This is a genomic window from Winogradskyella sp. R77965, from assembly GCF_044594915.1.
Classification (GTDB): Bacteria; Bacteroidota; Bacteroidia; order Flavobacteriales; family Flavobacteriaceae; genus Winogradskyella.
This window is the reverse complement of sequence record NZ_CP138990.1, coordinates 2,180,384-2,199,373: the sequence shown is the minus strand read 5'-3', so window position 1 is coordinate 2,199,373 and position 18,990 is coordinate 2,180,384. Positions and strand designations below refer to the sequence as shown.

Sequence of the window (18,990 nt, the reverse complement as noted above, 5' to 3'; positions counted from 1 at the left end):
CTAATATGTCTAAATTTAGAAAAAAAGGTAAAGGTGAATTGCCAGCGATTTCAACGGCTTCACTACCAGATATTGTATTTATGTTACTTTTCTTTTTCATGGTAGCAACTGTAATGAGAGACAGTTCTTTAATGATTGAAAACATATTGCCAAGTGCAGATCAAGTTGAAAAGTTGAAAAAAGACAGAACTATTTTTATCTATGCAGGTAAGCCAAGTAGTCAGTTTAATCAATTTGGTAAGGAACCTCGAATTCAATTTAATGATGCTTTTATTGGCGTAGAAGATGTGAAACCATCAATTATAGCGGGAATAGCAGAATTGAATGAGGAACTACAAAGTAAAGTTGTAGTTGGCCTTAAGGTAGATAAAAACACTAATGCTGGTCTTGTTTCAGATATTAAGCAAGAACTGCGTAAGGCTAATGCATTAAAGGTAATGTATATTGCCAATGCTAAAGCAGAAGAATAGAATTTATATATTCTTAATTTTATAAATAAAACGTCCTGATTAATCAGGACGTTTTTTTGTTTAATAGCATCTAAAGATTTTGTAGTTTTATTATATGAAATTTACGCTTTTAATTTTCACCTTTTTAATAGTTCAACTAGGATTTTCTCAAGTTGATGACGCAGATAAGACTGAACTATACAAAAATTATAGGGAAGATCAGTTTTACGCAGCGGTAACGTATAACTTACTCAATAATAAGCCTAAAGAAGTTTCTCAAAGCGGCTTTTCTTCTGGTTTTCATTTTGGCTATATACGAGATATGCCAATAAATGAAAGGCGAAATTTTGCCATTGGTTTGGGTATAGGGATTTCTACGAACTCATACAATCAAAAGAATTTATTTATTGAAGAAATAAATGATGACATTTCATTAAGCATTATCAATGAAGACGATTTCAATGTTTCTAAAAATAAATTTACAACGTATTTAGTTGAAGTACCATTTGAAGTTCGTTGGAGAACTTCTACAGCAACAGATTATAATTTTTGGAGAATATATACAGGCTTTAAAGTAGGTTATTTGTTGTATAATTCCTCTAAGTTTAAAAGTGAAGAAGGTAATAGTAGCCTAACTAACATAAATGGCTTCAACAGAATTCAATATGGTTTAACACTCAGTGCCGGTTATGGTACATGGAATTTTCAAGTGTATTACGGATTAAATACTATTTTCGAAGACAATATAAAATTGGAAGATGAAGCTATCAATCTAAAATCTCTTAAAATAGGATTGATGTTCTATATTTTATAACCAATAATTTATAAATATAAATTGTGGAAATAGACCAATAAAAAAACCAATAATTAGTTCTTGATTTGTGTGTGCTTTTAAGTGCAATCGAGATGTTGCAATAGCACCCAGAATAATCATCATAATTGCAATCGTACCGTTAATGTTAATTTGGAAGTGAATACCCAAAGCAACGGCAAACATAAAAAAGCCTGATGCAGCAATCATATGAATACTTGCCTTTACTTTAAATATAGCTAAAATTAAACATGCCAGTGTTGAGCAAAGAATGCCTAAAAAGAAATAATATAATTCTACAATTTCTTTAGAGGATAAAACACGAATAAGAATCAATGCGGTAATAATACAATTTATAAATAAAGGTATTAAACGCTCTTTCGTACTTTTTAAATAAATAGAATCTACTCTATTAATCGTTTTCAATAAGAAGAATAGTAATATTGGTAATATTATTGTGAGAATAATGATTGAAAAAATCTTAGCCTTTATTACAGGTTCTGGAATAAAACGAGGTGTTTTAGAAAAATAAAAAAGAACACCTAAAAGCGGCATAATAAGCGGATGAAAAACAAACGAAATACCTTTTAAAATAAAATTTTTCATGCATTATATTTATAGTTTTTCAAGTTTCGCATATAACTTAAATTCTCAAAGCTCCTTTCTTAAACGCGCAACAGGAATATCTAATTGTTCTCTGTATTTTGCAACAGTTCGTCGTGCAATAGGATAACCTTTTTCTTTCAAAATCTTAGATAAAGCTTCGTCTGTTAGAGGTTTCTTTTTGTTTTCTTCTTCAATAACCGTTTCAAGAATTTTTTTAATTTCTCTAGTCGAAACTTCTTCACCTTGATCGTTGGTCATAGACTCAGAGAAAAATTCTTTTATGAGTTTAGTACCGTAAGGTGTATCTACATATTTACTATTAGCTACTCTAGAAATAGTTGAAACGTCCATTTCAATTTCGTCGGCGATATCCTTTAAAATCATTGGTCGCAAGTTGCGCTCATCACCTGTTAAAAAGTATTCCTTCTGATAGTGCATAATGGCACTCATGGTAACAAATAAAGTTTGTTGACGTTGTCTTACCGCTTCAATAAACCATTTTGCAGCATCTAGCTTTTGTTTAATGAACATCACGGCATCTTTTTGCGCCTTAGATTTGTCTTTAGTGTCTTTGTAACCCTTAAGCATATTATTGTATTCGCGCGAAACATGAAGCTCAGGAGCATTTCTACCATTTAATGTTAATTCTAGTTCACCATCAACAATCTTTATAGCAAAGTCTGGGACAATATGCTCAACAATTTTATTGTTGCCAGCATAGGAACCACCTGGTTTTGGATTTAAGCGTTCTATTTCTTCAATAGCATCCTTAAGTTGTTCTTCATTGATGCTAAACTTATGCATTAACTTTTTATAATGTTTTTTAGTAAACTGCTCAAAGCCTCTATCAATTATTGCAGTTGCCAATTCAACATCTGGATATTGTTCCTTTCGATGCAGCTGAATACTTAAACATTCCTGTAGACTACGAGCACCAACACCTGCTGGGTCCAATTGGTGAACAATGTTAAGTACTTTCTCAATTTCTTCCTCAGTTGTAAAGACATTTTGAGTAAATGCTAAATCATCAGTAATGTCTGATAAAGAACGACGTATATAACCACTTTCGTCTACACTACCTACTAAGAAATAAGCAATTTCCTCTTCATGATCTGAAAGTCTAAACGTATTTAATTGATTGATTAAGTGTTGTGTAAAAGAGGTGCCTGCAGCATATGGCACAGATTTATCCTCATCATCAGCACTGTAATTATTAGCCTGAGTTCTATATTCAGGAATTTCATCGTCGCTTAAGTACTCATCTATATTGATGTCATCAGTATCAATCGTTTCATTATCATCGTATTCTTCGGTAGAATTGTCAAAATCATCAATGGTATCATCTGAAGCGTCAGATTCTTTACCAGTATCTAGTGCAGGGTTTTCTTCTAATTCTTGTTTTAAACGTTGTTCAAAGGCTTGTGTAGGTAACTGAATCAACTTCATAAGTTGAATCTGCTGAGGAGATAGCTTCTGCGATAGTTTAAATTGTAAAAACTGTTTTAGGGACATAAAATTTCTGTTGATTATAAAAATAAGAAAAACCTATTAGGTTTTAGAAGCCTAACAGGTTTAATATTTTATTTAAAACTCAGCATTTTGAGGTGTTCTTGGATAAGGAATAACATCCCTGATATTTCCCATACCTGTTGCAAACATAACCAAACGCTCAAAACCTAATCCAAAACCAGAGTGTACTGCAGTACCATATTTACGCAAATCTAAATACCACCATAATTCTTCCTCTGGAATATCTAGAGCCTTCATCTTCTCTTTTAAGACATCTAAACGCTCTTCTCGCTGAGAACCTCCAACCATTTCACCAATACCAGGGAAAAGAATATCCATAGCTCTTACCGTTTCCCTCCCTTGATCGTCAGGTTCATTTAAGCGCATGTAAAACGCTTTAATATTTGCAGGATAATCAAACAATATTACTGGACATTTAAAGTGTTTTTCCACCAAGAAGCGTTCGTGCTCAGATTGTAAATCTGCTCCCCATTCATTTATAAGGTACTTGAATTTTTTCTTTTTATTAGGTTTGCAATTTCTAAGAATATCGATAGCTTCAGTATAGCTAACGCGTTTAAAATTATTGTCTACAACAAACTTAATTTTATCAACTATATTCATTGGGCTTCGCTCGGCTTGTGGTAATTTCTTTTCGATATCTTGTAAACGTTTATCTAAAAACTCTATGTCTTCTCTATTATGCTCTAAAGCATAGCTTAGAACAGACTTTAGAAAGTCTTCGGCTAAATCCATATTGCCTGCTAAATCCATAAAAGCTACTTCTGGTTCAATCATCCAAAATTCTGCTAAATGACGCGTTGTGTTTGAGTTTTCAGCTCTAAATGTTGGCCCAAATGTATAGACTTTGCCTAGTGACATGGCATAAGTTTCTGCTTCAAGTTGACCAGAAACGGTAAGATTGGCTTCTTTTCCGAAGAAATCTTCTTTAAAATCTACATTACCATCTTCTGTTAACGGGGGATTTTTAGGATCTAAAGTACTAACACGAAACATTTCACCAGCACCTTCTGCATCGCTACCAGTAATTATTGGTGTATGCATATTATAGAAACCGTTTTCAGTAAAATACTTATGTATTGCAAATGATAAAGTGGATTTTACTCGCATTACAGCGCTAAACGTATTTGTTCTTGTGCGCAAATGTGCATTATCTCTTAAAAATTCTAACGAATGTTTTTTTGGTTGTATGGGATAAGTTTCTGGATCGGAATCTCCTAAAATTACTAATTCTTTAACTTGTATCTCTACAGATTGACCTTTGCCTTGACTTTCTACTAATTCACCAGTGACATGAATAGCAGCTCCAGTATTAATGCGCTTTAAAAGCGTTTCATCAAAATTTTCAAAATCTACAACACATTGAATATTATTTATTGTAGAACCATCATTTAATGCTATAAATCGATTTGCTCTAAATGTTCTCACCCATCCTTTTACGGACACATCTTGTAAGGTCACATCTTGTGAAAGTAGTTCTGCTACAGATTTTGTTGTCATGTTTTAATTATTTTGAAATGCTAAGATAATTTTTCTTATTTATTCTCTATGTCGTCCTCGGTATCATCATCTTCCGATGGAATTATATTAATCGCTGGCTCTCTTAAAACCTCTTTATTTGCAATGTTACGTTCTAATGATAACAATAAAGATGGTAATAGAAGTAGGTTAGACAGCATAGCAAAAAGTAGGGTTACAGATACTAATGCACCTAATGCAACAGTACCTCCAAAACTTGAAATTGTAAATACAGAAAAACCAAAGAATAAAACAATTGAAGTATAGAACATACTCACACCTGTTTCTCTAAGTGCTGCATATACTGATTTTCTAATTTTCCAGTGATTAGCTTGTAATTCTTGTCTGTATTTTGCCAAAAAGTGAATGGTATCATCTACAGATATACCAAATGCAATACTGAAGACTAATATCGTAGATGGCTTTATAGGCACACCTAAATAACCCATTAAGCCAGCGGTGACTAAAAGTGGCAATAAATTAGGGATTAAGGATACAATAATCATTCTAAAAGAACGAAACAAATATGCCATAAATAATGAAATAAGGAAAATAGCTAGAGTTAACGATATCACTAGGTTTCTAACCAAATATTTGGTTCCTTTTTGAAACACTAACGCCTTACCTGTCATAATAACATTGTAACGCTCTTTAGGAAAAACTTTATTTATTTTATTCTGAAGATTTTCTTCAATACGTTCCATCTTGTCTGTACCGATATCTTTCATAAAAGTCGTAATACGCGCGTATTGACCAGTGCTATCTACAAAATTTTTCAGTAAGTCTACATCAGAATTAGAGTTTTTAACATAGGATAAAATAAAACTATTTTCCTGACTTGTAGGCAGTTGATAGTATTTAGGATTACCATTATAATATGCTTGCTTACTATATTTTACCAAACTAACAACAGATATTGGTCTAGATAATTCGGGTGTCTCTTCGATAAGTTCTTCGAGCTCATTAATTCGTTTTAAAGTTGCCAATTTCATAACGCCCTTTTTGCGTTTGGTATCTACCATGATTTCTAATGGCATAATACCATTAAATTCATCTTCAAAAAATCGAATATCTCTAAAGAATTCTTTGTCTTGGGGCATATCTTCAATCAGACTTCCAGAAATCCTAATCTGGTTTATTCCAAGCATACTTGCAATAATTAATACAAGTGCTGTGACATAGATGGTAATTTTCTTGTTTTTCACCATATGCTCCATCCAATCTACAAAACCACCAATCCAGCGTTTATTTAGATGCTCTAAATGACGTTGCTTAGGATAAGGTAAGAATGTGTACATAATTGGAATAACAAGTAAACACAACATAAAAATTGCCAATATGCTCAATGAAGCAACAATACCAAACTCTTTAAGTAACTTGCTTTCCGTAAGAATAAATGTTGCAAAACCAGAAGCAGTTGTTACATTAGTCATCAAGGTTGCATTACCAACTTTAGTTATAACGCGTTGTAATGATTTTACCTTATTGCCATGAGATTTAACTTCATGCTGATACTTGTTGATTAAGAAAATACAATTAGGTATACCAATGACAATAATCAATGGAGGAATTAAAGCTGTAAGAACCGTTATTTCGTATCCTAGAATACCTATGATTCCAAAGGTCCACATAACTCCTACACAAACTACAATTAACGAAATAAATGTTGCCCTAAAGGATCTAAAGAATAAGAAGAAGATTAATGAGGTAACAAAAAGTGCAGCACCAATAAAAATAGGAATCTCATCTACAATGTTTTGTGCATTGAGTGTTCTTATATATGGCATTCCAGAAATACGGACATCCAATTTATTCTGTATTTCAAAATCATTTATTTTTGGTTGAAGCACCTCAATTATGAAGTCCTTTCTTGCTGAAGTATTTACTATATCCTTTTTTAAATAGATTGCAGTACGAATCGTTTTTGTTTCAGCATTAAATAAAAAGTTATCGTAAAAAGGATATTGCTTAAATAATTCGTCTTGAAGCTTATCGATCTGTTCAATGTTATAAATTGAATCTTGGATGAAAGGCTCTAAATTGAATTGTTCTTTTTGGGTATTCTTAACTAATTTTTGAAGATCTTTGATTGATAAAACAGTTTCAACTTCATCATATGATTTAAAAGAATCTGCAAGTTTGTTCCAAGCATTAAGTTGCTTTACTGAAAACAGTGTAGAATCTTTTACTCCAAGAACAATGAGATTTCCTTCCTCTCCAAATACTTTTAAAAAGTCATTGTAAATAATATTAACCTCGTGTTCATCAGGCAACATGTTGGCTTCTGTATAAGTAAAGCGCATATGTTTCCATTGCATGCTGAAAAATAAAGTTGCTAGAACTACAGTAATTAATATGAAAATTTTATTACGAAGAATTAACCTCGCAATTGTTTCCCAAAATCCTGTTGTGAATAGTTTAAACATGCATTAGACAAATGAGCCGCAAAGGTAGAAAAAACCTTAGGATTAGCCACTGAATTAATAGGAATATAATTTAGATTAAAGCGAAAGATTAAAGGTAAACTTAAACGCAATATTATCTTCGAGATTAGGTAGGTGATAACCACCATAACGATAAGCAAAGCTCAGCCCGAAACCAAAAAGTAGTTTATTGATTTCAAAACCAGATTCGGAGTAGACATGGTTTAGTGTTCCAAATGAAATATCTTGATGCCTGTCAATACTATCCATTTCACCAATAGCATATCTAGAAATCAATACTAATTGAGGTCTAAAACGATCTGAAATTTTAAAGATTGGGAAGTAATGCTTTAACTGTAATGTTGAAAACTTATCACTGAAAAATTCATTAAAGTACATGGTCTCAAAACTATTTAAACCAGCGACAGAAAAACGTTGTAAAATGGTTTCTTTATTAATATTATTTGGATAGGCGTGATACAAATGCGTCAGTGGTGCATCTCCTCTAACGGCACCTGCGACTAATGTTAAATTAGTGATTCCATCGTTTTTATGGTTAAATTGTTGAACAGTCCTAAAATCTATCTTTGAAAAATTAAAATCACTTCCAAAAACGGATTTAAAACCTTGAGTGAGCTGTAATGTAAATTTTGGATATCCATCTACAATTGTTTCTACTCCGTCCTCTACAATATCAAATGTACTAAAAGGGCTCCATTGTAAACTCAATTTTGCTGTGCTTAGATCGAATGTTTTATAATTCTCACTATCTAAAACATATGTATAATTGTATGTTGGGTCAATCTTATTAAGAGCGAGTTCAGTCTCAGTTAATAAATGATTACTTACTCTATGTTCAAGTGAAATAGATTTACTAATATATTTGTGAAATAAATCAATGTTTAGTAAACGTGGCTCAAAAAAAGTAAAGAAGCGTTTATCTGTTAAAAATTTAGAACTTCCGGTTTCAGATAAATCATCTGTATAAGCAAAATTTAGCCAAGTATTAGTGGATTCGTTTAACCTAAATCCTCCACCAATTTTATATTTAAATCGATGATCCTTAAATCCATATACTACATAAGAATTAATACGAAACCATTCAGAGAACCGATCATTGGTAACTCCTCCGAGACCTGTTCTCAAGCCTTCGTACTGATTAAATTTTACAAGGTAGCGCAAGTCTAAATCAAAATACTTAAATGGTAAAAATCCATTTCCAATATTTTTTAGATATTCACTTTTTTTTATAGAATCCTGAGCGATTTTTACCGAATCTTTTTGGGTAGGAGTTAGCTGAGCAAAACTATTTGTTACATATGTTAAAATTAAAACAACAAACAGTCGCTTAAGCATATTCTAATTAAAAATTTTATTAAAAAAACATCCCAATTTATTTGGGATGCGATGTATTAAAGAGAAAGACTTAGACTGTCATTATCTCTTTTTCTTTAACATCTAGAATATTATCTATCTTCTTAACGTAACTATCGGTTAATGATTGTATATCTATTTCAGCGTTTTTTTGAAGGTCTTCTGAAACGTCTGTTTTTTTGATATCATTCATAGCCTCTTTGCGGGCATTTCTAACTCCAACTTTGGCATCTTCAGTTTCAGCTTTGGCCTGTTTAGCTAAATCTTTACGACGCTCTTCCGTTAATGGTGGGACATTAATTATAATCATTTCTCCATTATTCATAGGATTAAAACCAATGTTTGCAACCATTATACCACGTTCAATTTCTTGCAACATACTTTTTTCCCAAGGTTGTACAGAAATAGTTCTACCATCTGGTGTGTTTACATTTGCCACCTGACTCAATGGTGTTTGAGAACCATAATAATCTACCATAACACTACCAAGCATAGCAGGACTTGCTTTACCAGCTCTAATATTAACTAATTGTTTTTCTAAATGCTTAATAGCAGCATCCATAGCTTCTTCTGCTGTGTCTATAATAAACTTAATTTCGTCCATAGTATTAAAATTTAATTGCGTTTCATCAATATTTAAGCCAAATTAAATATTCACTTCTGTTCCTATGTTTTCTCCAGAAACTACTTTGAGTAAGTTTCCTTTTTTATTCATGTCAAAAACGATAATTGGTAATTCATTTTCTTGACTCAAAGTGAACGCAGTCGTATCCATAACTTTGAGGCCTTTAAGTAAAACATCTTTAAAAGAAATATGGTCAAACTTAACTGCTGTGCTATCTTTTTCTGGGTCAGCTGTATAAATACCATCGACACGAGTGCCTTTTAAAATGACATCTGCTTCAATTTCTATAGCACGCAATACAGCTGCAGAATCAGTAGTAAAATATGGATTACCTGTTCCACCACCAAAAATTACTACACGGCCTTTTCTTAGATGACTCAATGCTTTTCTTCTTATAAAAGGCTCAGCTACTTCATTGATTTTAATCGCAGTTTGGAGTCGTGTTTTAACATCAGCATCTTCTAAGGCATTTTGTAGGGCTAAACCATTAATTACAGTCGCTAACATTCCCATATGGTCTCCTTGTACGCGGTCCATACCATTCATAGCACCAGCAACACCTCTAAAAATATTTCCACCACCAATAACGATAGCAACTTCAACACCTAGTTCTGTAATTTCTTTAATATCCTTTGCATATTCAGATAGGCGTTCTGGATCGATACCATATTGTCGGTTTCCCATTAAAGCCTCACCAGATAATTTTAGTAGTATTCTTTTATATTTCATTAGATATTTTCTATTTCGTTTTTATGGTCTAATGGAATTCGTCAATTGACATATAAGTTGAAATTAGTATGTTTTCCTGACTCATTTCATGAGTAGTTTTGAAAGTTGAACAAAGCTACATAATTATTAGCATCTGTAAAAGTGAAAAAAATATCAAAACTTTAAAGGTTTATTCAGCTAGTCTTTTCTCTAAAGCTTTGGCTCTTTGAAGTGGAATGTAGTTAGTATCTGCATTCGCTAAAAACTTAAGGGTTATGTCTAGATATTTCTTAGAATCGGCTTTGTCTTCTGTTTCTAAAATTTCTGCGAGTTTTAGGTAATTTAATGGGTTTTGAGTTTTTCTATCAACAGTATTTCTCATTATTTCTGTAGCTTTTTTTAAATTACCGCTTTTATGAAAAATATCAGCAATAAAGAATTTATGACCTATTAGTTTTTCTAAATCTGCATTACTGTTTTCAAAAACCTCAATACATTTTGAGTAATCTTGTTCTATATAGGTCTTAGAAAGATCGAATAAATCCACAAATCCTTCGCCTTGAGTTTTAAATACCGAATCTTTACATAAAAAATAGTCTGAATTATCACCAACTAAGGGGTAATTGTAATATATAGCTTGGAGATTAATACCACATCTAAAGTTGTCCTGGCTATTAGGCATAAATGTTCCTAATTGATCTATAACTTCCGCAACACCCTCTATTTGCCCTGTAGATTGGTAAAGTAATGCTTTTTGCATATAGTTTGAAAACATTACATTTATAATAGGTTGCTGCTTAACCGCCAATTTTTCATAGTCTTTTATAAGACTTAAAGCCTTGTCTACTTCACCCATACTATGCGCATAACTGTATTTAGACCTCATGTAGCTTAAGCTGTCTGATAAAGATGTAGCTTCAGACAAACCTTTATCTATCCTTTTTAAAGCGTCTTCAAAATTAAGATTTATAAAATCTAAATAGGCAATTCGTCTTTGAATACTTGTGTTAAAAGGATCCAAGGATTCTTCTTTAAGTAAGATGGTTTTGGCTTCTGTAATTTTCCCTTGTTCTTCGTATAGGTCGGCATACAGTAAGCGGTTTTGCTCGCGTTCTGGAAATTCTTTAGTTAGTTGATCTAAAGAGTTCTTTGCATCGGCAAAGTCACTATTGCTCAGTTCTATTTTATATAATTCTAGAAGACCAAGCTCTCTATTACCGTTTTCAACCGCTTTTTGCATTAAGGCCTTAGCTTGCTCAACGCCACCATTAACTGCATAGCGCGTTAGTAGTAGTTTATAGGTGTTAAAATCGTAAGGATATAAGTCTTTATGAAATTCTAATAATTTAATTAAGGCATCACTGTTGTTTTGTAAACTATAAAACATTTGTTTAGGATAAAATTGCATGCGCTTTGGTAAAGCTGCACCATATTTTATAGCATTTTTAAGATATTTTAAAGATTCTGTCTGATTTCCTTGTCCAAAATATGCCGCACCAACAGTTAAATAACACATAGAGCAGTTAGGGTCTAATTCTATAGCTTTTTTACCTTCAGCAATCAATTCATTTAATGCACTCGGGTTTTTAAACAGCGTTATACTAGATTTAATATAATGTTCTAATGCTTTTTCGTTCGATGTTACTAAGTCAGATACAGGAAGTGTAAAATTATTGTCAAAATTGGCTAAATCTCTATCCTTTACATCATAATCGGTAGAAATAGCTTCAAATATTTGGTCTCGTATAGCGTCTAAAGCTTTAAATATATCAGTATTTGATACATTCATTTTTAAAACAGTCTTATTGTTTTTAGTTTGGTACAAATCACCTGAAAAGGTATAAACACCATCTGTTTTTTTAAAGGTAAATTTGGTAAAATAGTCGTTTCTAGATTGTTTAGAAATATTGCGTTGTACAGCAATATTTGGTGTTGTAAATAAGGGTACACCTAATTTTTGATAATGTGGGCTTAATTCAAAACTCGAAGTGACATAAAATTCAGGACGTTGCTCCAAATTAAAATCGAGGAGTGTGGACATGGCAACGCCCATCCAGTCTAGTTCTTTATTGTCAGTTAAGTTTTCAAATTGAAATAGTGCAATACTTTTAACTTTTTTTAAGTTTGGTACTATAGCTTTGAACTCTTTACCTTCTTCATCAACCAAAGCGATAAGTTCGGTTTCAGTTTCTCTATCGTTTATTTTGTCCTTACCTTTTATTAAAAACAAACCAATACCTAGACCAATAATAACATTAGAAATTATAAAATACCTTGGCCATTTCTTTTTTTCATAGACTTCTTTTCCGTTAGGTTGATATCCAAAATAAACCAATACAAAAACTGCGGGAGTCAAAATTAGCCAAATGAACAAGTACTTGTCTTGCCATATATCACTGATACCATAACGTTGTATAATAACGCTTTGGATAAATTGAAACAAACCAAAACCAACCGCCAAATAGGTCCCTAAATACTGAGGTATTTTACGAGTCCATAGTTTTTCTAAAAACGATTTACTAGTGTTCTTTTCCATTGTTTTCAGTTGATTCACGAAAATAGGAATATACTTGCTTAGTTCAAACTCTTATTAAAAAAAAACCTCCAAATGTTAATTTGGAGGTTTATATTATGGTTATTGTATGTTAACCTACAGTAGCTCTTTTAAAACCAGTTACGGCAACATCACCGTAAGATTCTACATACTGAGCAACAGTTTGCTTTTCATCTTTAATAAACTTCTGATCTAACAGACATTGTTCTTGATCTAAAGTAGTGTTGTCAGAAATAAAACGCTCCATTTTACCTGGTAAGATTCTATCCCAGATTTGTTCTGGCTTCCCTTCAGCTTTTAACTCTGCTTTCGCAGCATCTTCAGCAGCGGTAAGAACTTCTGGAGTTAATTGTGCCATAGAGATATAGCTTGGTACATTCTTCAAAGTTTTACCTAAACGTCCTAACTCGATATTATCTTTTTCAATAACAGCAATACGCGCTTCAGTTTCTGATGCAATAAATGCAGCATCAAAATCTTTGTAAGATAATGTAGTTGCTCCCATAGAAGCTACTTGCATAGCTACGTCTTTAACTAAAGTTTCTACATTGTCAACTTTTGAAGATAAACCTACTAAAGCAGCAATTTTATTAATGTGAACATATTGACCAACGTATGGCGCATTTAATTTTTCAAAAGCAGTGATGTCTAATTTTTCACCTATTACACCAGTTTGTTCTGTTAACTTTTCTGCAACCGTCATTCCACCGAAATCCGCGGCTAAAAATTCTTCTTTCGTATTACAATTTAAAGCGACATCTGCTAATTCATTAGCTAAAGCGATAAACTTCTCGTTTTTACCAACAAAATCAGTTTCACAACCTAATACGATTGCAACACCTGATGTATTATCAGCATTAATTTTAGCTACAGCAGCACCTTCAGAAGAATCTCTGTCTGCTCTCTTTTCTGCAACTTTTTGACCTTTTTTACGTAAAACTTCGATGGCTTTATCAAAATCACCACCAGCTTCAACTAAAGCTTTTTTACAATCCATCATACCAGCACCAGTTGCTTGTCTTAGCTTGTTTACTTCTGCTGCTGTAACTTTTACAGTATTTTCCATAGTTTTAAAATTTAAAAAGTCATTCAATTAATTTTCTAAGCGAAAAGAATTAAATGACTTTTAATATTGTATAAATGTTATTTATTCTTCTTCTTGAGCTGCTACTGGAGCTGGTTCAGCCTTTTTAGCTGGTTTAGCTTCCTTCTTAGCTTCTGTTTTTTGAGCTTTACCTTCTTTTTCAGCACGCTCAGCTTTTCTTTCGTTTAAACCATCTGCAACAGCAGAAGTTACGATAGATAAAATCTTATCAATAGATTTAGAAGCATCATCATTTGCAGGAATTAAATAATCTACTTCACGTGGGTCAGAATTAGTATCAACCATTGCGAAAATTGGAATATTTAATTTTTGTGCCTCTTTAATAGCGATATGCTCACGCATAATATCAACTACAAATAAAGCTCCTGGTAAACGCGTCATGTCAGATATAGAACCTAAATTCTTTTCTAACTTAGCACGCAAACGATTAACCTGTAAACGTTCTTTCTTAGATAAAGAGTTAAATGTTCCGTCTTTCTTCATTCTATCAATAGAAGCCATTTTTTTAACCGCTTTTCTAATGGTAACGAAGTTAGTTAACATTCCACCTGGCCAACGTTCCGTAATGTAAGGTTGGTTTACAGCAGCTGCTTTTTCAGCAACAATGTCTTTAGCTTGTTTTTTTGTAGCAACGAATAAAATTTTCTTTCCTGATGCTGCTATTTTAGCTAAAGCATCAGAAGTTTCTTGAATTTTTGCTGCTGTTTTGTAAAGGTTGATGATATGGATACCGTTACGTTCCATATAAATGTAAGGAGCCATGTTTGGGTTCCACTTACGTGTTAGGTGACCAAAGTGTACACCTGCTTCTAGTAGTTCTTTTACTTCTACTTTTTCCATGTTGTAATAGTTTACGTTCTGTTAAATTAGCAATGGCTGAGTGGTTGCTTACGCGCGCCTCAATCATTTAGATGCTAAACTTTCAGTCCTGAACTCGTTTCAGAATCTGTTTAAATTTACCTGAATTACTTCAGGATTTTTTAATAAAAAATAATTATACAGAATCTGCCTGAGCAGATTCTGTATAAAAAATAATCGTTGGATATTAACGTTTCGAGAACTGGAATTTCTTACGCGCTTTCTTCTGTCCGAATTTCTTACGCTCTACCATTCTTGGATCTCTAGTTAATAGACCTTCTGGCTTTAATATTGCTCTGTTTTCAGGGTCTAACTCGCACATTGCACGAGAAAGTCCTAAACGTATTGCTTCTGCCTGGCCGGTGATACCACCTCCATATACGTTAACAGTAATATCAAAGTTGCCATCATTGTTAGTCAAGGCTAAAGGTTGGTTTACTTTATACTGAAGTGTCCCAGTAGTAAAGTATTCCGCCATGTCTTTTTTGTTCACCGTGATGTTACCTTTTCCTTTGGCAACGTACACACGAGCAACAGCCGTCTTTCTACGGCCAATTTTGTGAATTACTTCCATTAGTTAATTTCGTTTAATTTAATTGCTTTTGGTTTTTGCGCTTCGTGAGCATGCTCTGTACCAGAAACAACGGTTAAATTTCTAAAAAGAGTTGCACCCAATTTATTTTTAGGTAACATTCCTTTTACTGACTTTTCTACTAATCTGGTTGGGTCTTTCTCAAACATTTCAGTAGCAGTCAAACTTCTTTGTCCACCTGGATAACCTGTGTGACGGATATAACTTTTATCTGTCCATTTGTTACCAGTTAAGTTGATTTTTTCTGCATTAACAACAATTACGTTATCACCGCAATCAACGTGTGGCGTAAAATTAGGTTTGTGCTTACCTCTTAAAAGTATTGCTACTCTTGAAGCTAAGCGACCTAAAGTTTGTCCTTCAGCATCAACTAAAACCCACTCCTTATTAACGGTAGCTTTGTTAGCTGAAACTGTTTTGTAGCTTAATGTATCCACACTAATTTGATTTATTATTGCGCTTCACAGCGCAAAAGATTAAACATTCCTCTTCAAAAAAGAGTTTGCAAATTTACGATAAACTATTGGATAACCAAACGTTAAGGTGCGTTTTTTTTACTGTAAATCAAGGCGTTTAAATTTTAATCCTATTGAGAATTAAAAACAGAAATTTTTATCATAACCAAATAGAATAACAGTACTTATCTGATAGAAATAATAAAGTCTTAATTCCTATTGGTATATGGATGGATTTGGAAAAAAAGCAGCAATAGCAAACCACATACTTGTTACACTTTGGGAAGGATTTAATTTTTGTCCAAGTCTTGGACCATCTATGGCCTCTCCAAACATATTCCATTTATTGCCCTCATTATCTGAAAAGAAAATTTCAGAATCTTGAAAGTCATAAGTGAATGTGAGATCATTTATGGGACCACTCATTTTAAAAGCAACAATTATATTTTCATTACCAACAATAAGGTAATCTGTATTGAAGAAACTATCTCTAATAGCATTACCACCAATAAAATCAGAAAATCTATAGACTTTAGAATTATTATTATGGGAAGTTATAGCAAATACACGTTCTTTATTGGGTAAAGCTGGATTTATTGGGCTTGGAACAAAAATAAAAAAGTCATCATCAGTTTTATAAGGACCATATGGATAGCTTCCATATGGTTTATCGAAACCTGTATTTGTATTAAGCACTAATGAATTTGGGAATGAATTTTTCCAAGTTACCCAATTTGTTTCAATTACAGATATTTTAGTAGGTGTTTCTCCTAAAAGTTCACCGTTGACACATTCTTGTAAAATCTGAGACCAGTTACTATCAGTCTCTCGATCATATAGGATCAGATTGGCGTTATATAATAAACCAGAAACTCCAAAAGTCGAAAATGTATTATTTGCTCGACTTCGCCAAGCAAATGCAGTTCCTGTAAGTGGGCAGTAGGATAATGTTGTTTTGGTTCCATCAAAGTCATCATTTACAATTTCGTGCCAATCTAAAATATGATGTGGATATGCTTTTATCACATCACCTATTTTTATACCAACAACCAATTCATCATCCGATAAGGAATTAATATTACTTGCGATTTCAAACATAGGATTTTCAATGGATGGAATGCCATCTTTTCCTGGACCACCATCTCTAACTTCTCCTACAGGTATCGACCAAGGATCGTTAGGTGTAGGATCATCATCATCATTTCCTCCCATAGAACCACCTCCATTTCCGTTACTGTTACTAGCAGAGTCACTAGGACTGCAACTTGCGAGTATTAAAACAAATAAAGTGATTAGCAAACTCTGTAAATTTTTCATGGTAATTAATTTATTGAAATGGTTTGTGGTTTGTTAAATAAATTAAACAAAAACCCAGTCGTTAGTCTATATGTAGGTGTTAATTGTATACCATCTGGCCTAGAATATAATGGTAACTCTGCAGCGGTATTAAATACTATATTTTGAAATAATTGAATCGAAAAATTTGGGATTAGAAAAACCCAGTCTCCACCTGTATTAGGAATATCAAAACCTTGAGTTTGATCCATTACAGCATTCCTATATTTGAAAGTAATACCAGGATTTATGAATGTCTTTTTTATTATATACTGATCTGAAACACTGAGGTAAGCCTGAAGTTCATTTCCAAATTGATAGGTGGAATTACCAAAATAAGAATTATTTTCTCCTGTCTGTCTATAAACTATTCTTGAAGAAAATGTCATAGTTGGTCTAAAATCAAATGTTTTTGAAGCTCCGACTAAATAAATTAAGTCCCAAGCGTTGCTGCCAGGTTGTAAATCTGCATTTAGGGTAATACCTTGATCGTTAGTTTCAGTTGAAGAACCAACCGGTATTTTAACTCCAAAGCCTAGATTAACATTCCAGTTATTTCTATTACTAATGATTTTATAACGTGCTAATGCGATGGCATCACCAATGCCATAAGTTTGATCTAGATTTTCAGATTCAAATTGAGATATTATGCGTCTTTGATTTACCCAAGTAAATAAAGTTTCTAATGATAGCCTTTTTGAAAATGAATAACCAGCATTAATTAAAACAGAATGTGTTGTTCTTAATCTTGAATCATCATCTAAAGTTTCAGTATCATTTTTTAAGGTATTTAGATTATTAAAATCATAGCTGACACCTAAAATTAAACTGTGATCTTCAGAAAACTCTAAGCCAATATTATTAGACAAAGGAATTCCACCAGAACAACAAGTCTGACTTTGAGAGAGATTAATAGAAATTAAGCTTATACAAATAATAAGAAATCTGAACATCATTGCTTTTTCATTCAAGAAGTCTTAGGATTTAGACGCTTTATTTTAGAATACTTACATTATAAATAATGAATCTATTTTGTAGCACGTTTTAATCTATCGTTAATAGATTTTCCTAAACCATAATCTGGAAATTTTTCTGCAATTATTACATCGAGATTTTGACTATCTAATTGATGAAGGGTATCATATAGTTTTGAGGCAGCTTCGGGTAAATCTCCATTTTCAGAGAGTATAATTTGAGACGTAACATTTGGATCTTTAATTTGATTCTTAAAAAGAATGACTCCAATACGTTTGTTTGGATGCATCTTTATTACGTTAATTATATTGTCTGTTAAAATAGTTTTAGTTCTTGGTGCATAGTGCCGTTCTAACATACCAGGCGCATCGGGACTAACTTCTTTTTGACTTTGACCAAGCTCAGCCGTACTATTTTTCACTTTTATTTTTCCGACTACGGCTTCTATGTCTTCAATAGCCGTTGAACCCAAACGATAAATTATAGGCTCGTCATTATCAAAACCAATAATAGTAGATTCAATACCACTTTTACATGCACCACCATCTAAAACCATTTTAATATTGTCTTTAAAATATGCTTCAACATGTTCTGCTTTTGTTGGACTAATTCTATTAAATGGGTTGGCACTTGGTGCTGCTAAAGGAAAGTCTAATTGTTTTAAAAGCGCTAAAGTTGCTGGGTGATTTGGTATACGAACTGCAACTGTGTCTTTACCTGCAGTTATTAAATCTGGAATAGTAGTTTTCTTTTTTAAAACCAAAGTAATAGGTCCTGGCCAAAAAGCATCTGCCAGTAATTTTGCTTTCTCAGGAATGTAGTCTACAATGTTTTCTAGATATTCTTTAGAAGAAATATGAACAATAAGTGGATTAAAAAACGGACGCTGTTTCGTTTCAAAAATTGATTTTATAGCTTTCTCACTATAAATATTTCCTGCTAAACCATAAACTGTTTCGGTTGGTATGGCAACCAATTCTTCAGCATTTAATAATGCAATAGCTTTTAATATGTCTTTTGAAATAATGCTCATAATCTTATTAGACTGCAATATTACTTCAAAAAAGTGAAT

Annotated in this window: 17 protein-coding genes; 2 read left to right on the top strand and 15 right to left on the bottom strand. The window is 32.6% G+C overall.

Annotation, left to right across the window (positions count from 1 at the left end; genetic code table 11):
• Positions 1-5: 5 nt before the first annotated feature.
• Together SJY34_RS09755 and SJY34_RS09750 are read left to right on the top strand one after the other, a co-directional pair.
• Positions 6-470 carry an ExbD/TolR family protein gene (locus SJY34_RS09755; protein ID WP_400075157.1) on the top strand — a complete coding sequence of 155 codons (465 nt, stop codon included), beginning with the start codon at positions 6-8 and terminating at the stop codon, positions 468-470.
• A gap of 94 nt (positions 471-564) precedes the next feature.
• A complete protein-coding gene (locus tag SJY34_RS09750) occupies positions 565-1,263 on the top strand; it encodes a porin family protein (protein ID WP_400075155.1) in 699 nt (232 codons plus the stop codon).
• On the opposite strand, the gene SJY34_RS09745 is transcribed toward SJY34_RS09750, so the two are convergent.
• From SJY34_RS09745 to SJY34_RS09675, 15 genes are all read right to left on the bottom strand, one after another.
• Positions 1,258-1,866: a hypothetical protein gene (locus tag SJY34_RS09745; protein ID WP_400075153.1), complete on the bottom strand. Its 609-nt coding sequence runs from the start codon at positions 1,864-1,866 to the stop codon at positions 1,258-1,260. The two genes, SJY34_RS09750 and SJY34_RS09745, sit on opposite strands and share 6 nt — an antisense overlap.
• 45 nt (positions 1,867-1,911) lie before the next feature.
• A complete protein-coding gene (rpoN, locus tag SJY34_RS09740) occupies positions 1,912-3,378 on the bottom strand; it encodes an RNA polymerase factor sigma-54 (RefSeq protein WP_400075151.1) in 1,467 nt (488 codons plus the stop codon).
• Between the two features lie 72 nt (positions 3,379-3,450).
• The gene (gene asnS, locus SJY34_RS09735; RefSeq protein ID WP_400075149.1) at positions 3,451-4,896 is read right to left on the bottom strand and encodes an asparagine--tRNA ligase; all 1,446 of its coding nucleotides are present in this window, start codon (positions 4,894-4,896) and stop codon (positions 3,451-3,453) included.
• A 35-nt stretch (positions 4,897-4,931) separates the two neighbouring features.
• Positions 4,932-7,340: an RND family transporter gene (locus SJY34_RS09730; RefSeq protein ID WP_400075147.1), complete on the bottom strand. Its 2,409-nt coding sequence runs from the start codon at positions 7,338-7,340 to the stop codon at positions 4,932-4,934.
• A gap of 75 nt (positions 7,341-7,415) precedes the next feature.
• Positions 7,416-8,693 carry a DUF5686 family protein gene (locus SJY34_RS09725; protein WP_400075145.1) on the bottom strand — a complete coding sequence of 426 codons (1,278 nt, stop codon included), beginning with the start codon at positions 8,691-8,693 and terminating at the stop codon, positions 7,416-7,418.
• A gap of 70 nt (positions 8,694-8,763) precedes the next feature.
• Positions 8,764-9,315: a ribosome recycling factor gene (frr, locus tag SJY34_RS09720; protein WP_400075143.1), complete on the bottom strand. Its 552-nt coding sequence runs from the start codon at positions 9,313-9,315 to the stop codon at positions 8,764-8,766.
• 42 nt (positions 9,316-9,357) lie between these two features.
• A complete protein-coding gene (pyrH, locus tag SJY34_RS09715; protein ID WP_400075141.1) occupies positions 9,358-10,065 on the bottom strand; it encodes a UMP kinase in 708 nt (235 codons plus the stop codon).
• Between the two features lie 169 nt (positions 10,066-10,234).
• Positions 10,235-12,580 carry a tetratricopeptide repeat protein gene (locus SJY34_RS09710; protein WP_400075139.1) on the bottom strand — a complete coding sequence of 782 codons (2,346 nt, stop codon included), beginning with the start codon at positions 12,578-12,580 and terminating at the stop codon, positions 10,235-10,237.
• Between the two features lie 109 nt (positions 12,581-12,689).
• Entirely contained in the window at positions 12,690-13,664 is a 975-nt protein-coding gene (gene tsf / locus SJY34_RS09705; protein ID WP_400075137.1) for a translation elongation factor Ts, read from the bottom strand.
• A gap of 81 nt (positions 13,665-13,745) precedes the next feature.
• Positions 13,746-14,543 carry a 30S ribosomal protein S2 gene (gene rpsB, locus SJY34_RS09700; protein ID WP_400075136.1) on the bottom strand — a complete coding sequence of 266 codons (798 nt, stop codon included), beginning with the start codon at positions 14,541-14,543 and terminating at the stop codon, positions 13,746-13,748.
• Between the two features lie 205 nt (positions 14,544-14,748).
• Positions 14,749-15,135: a 30S ribosomal protein S9 gene (gene rpsI / locus SJY34_RS09695; protein ID WP_400075134.1), complete on the bottom strand. Its 387-nt coding sequence runs from the start codon at positions 15,133-15,135 to the stop codon at positions 14,749-14,751.
• Positions 15,135-15,590 (bottom strand): 50S ribosomal protein L13, encoded by a 456-nt coding sequence (gene rplM / locus SJY34_RS09690; RefSeq protein WP_400075132.1) that lies wholly within the window; start codon positions 15,588-15,590, stop codon positions 15,135-15,137. The genes rpsI and rplM overlap by 1 nt, the downstream gene beginning before the upstream one ends.
• A gap of 234 nt (positions 15,591-15,824) precedes the next feature.
• Complete coding sequence (locus tag SJY34_RS09685; protein WP_400075130.1) at positions 15,825-16,925, bottom strand: DUF3179 domain-containing protein; 1,101 nt, start codon at positions 16,923-16,925, stop codon at positions 15,825-15,827.
• Positions 16,926-16,930: 5 nt separating this feature from the next.
• The gene (locus tag SJY34_RS09680) at positions 16,931-17,914 is read right to left on the bottom strand and encodes a hypothetical protein (protein WP_400075129.1); all 984 of its coding nucleotides are present in this window, start codon (positions 17,912-17,914) and stop codon (positions 16,931-16,933) included.
• Positions 17,915-17,970: 56 nt separating this feature from the next.
• Complete coding sequence (locus tag SJY34_RS09675; RefSeq protein ID WP_400075127.1) at positions 17,971-18,951, bottom strand: L-threonylcarbamoyladenylate synthase; 981 nt, start codon at positions 18,949-18,951, stop codon at positions 17,971-17,973.
• Positions 18,952-18,990 lie beyond the last annotated feature (39 nt).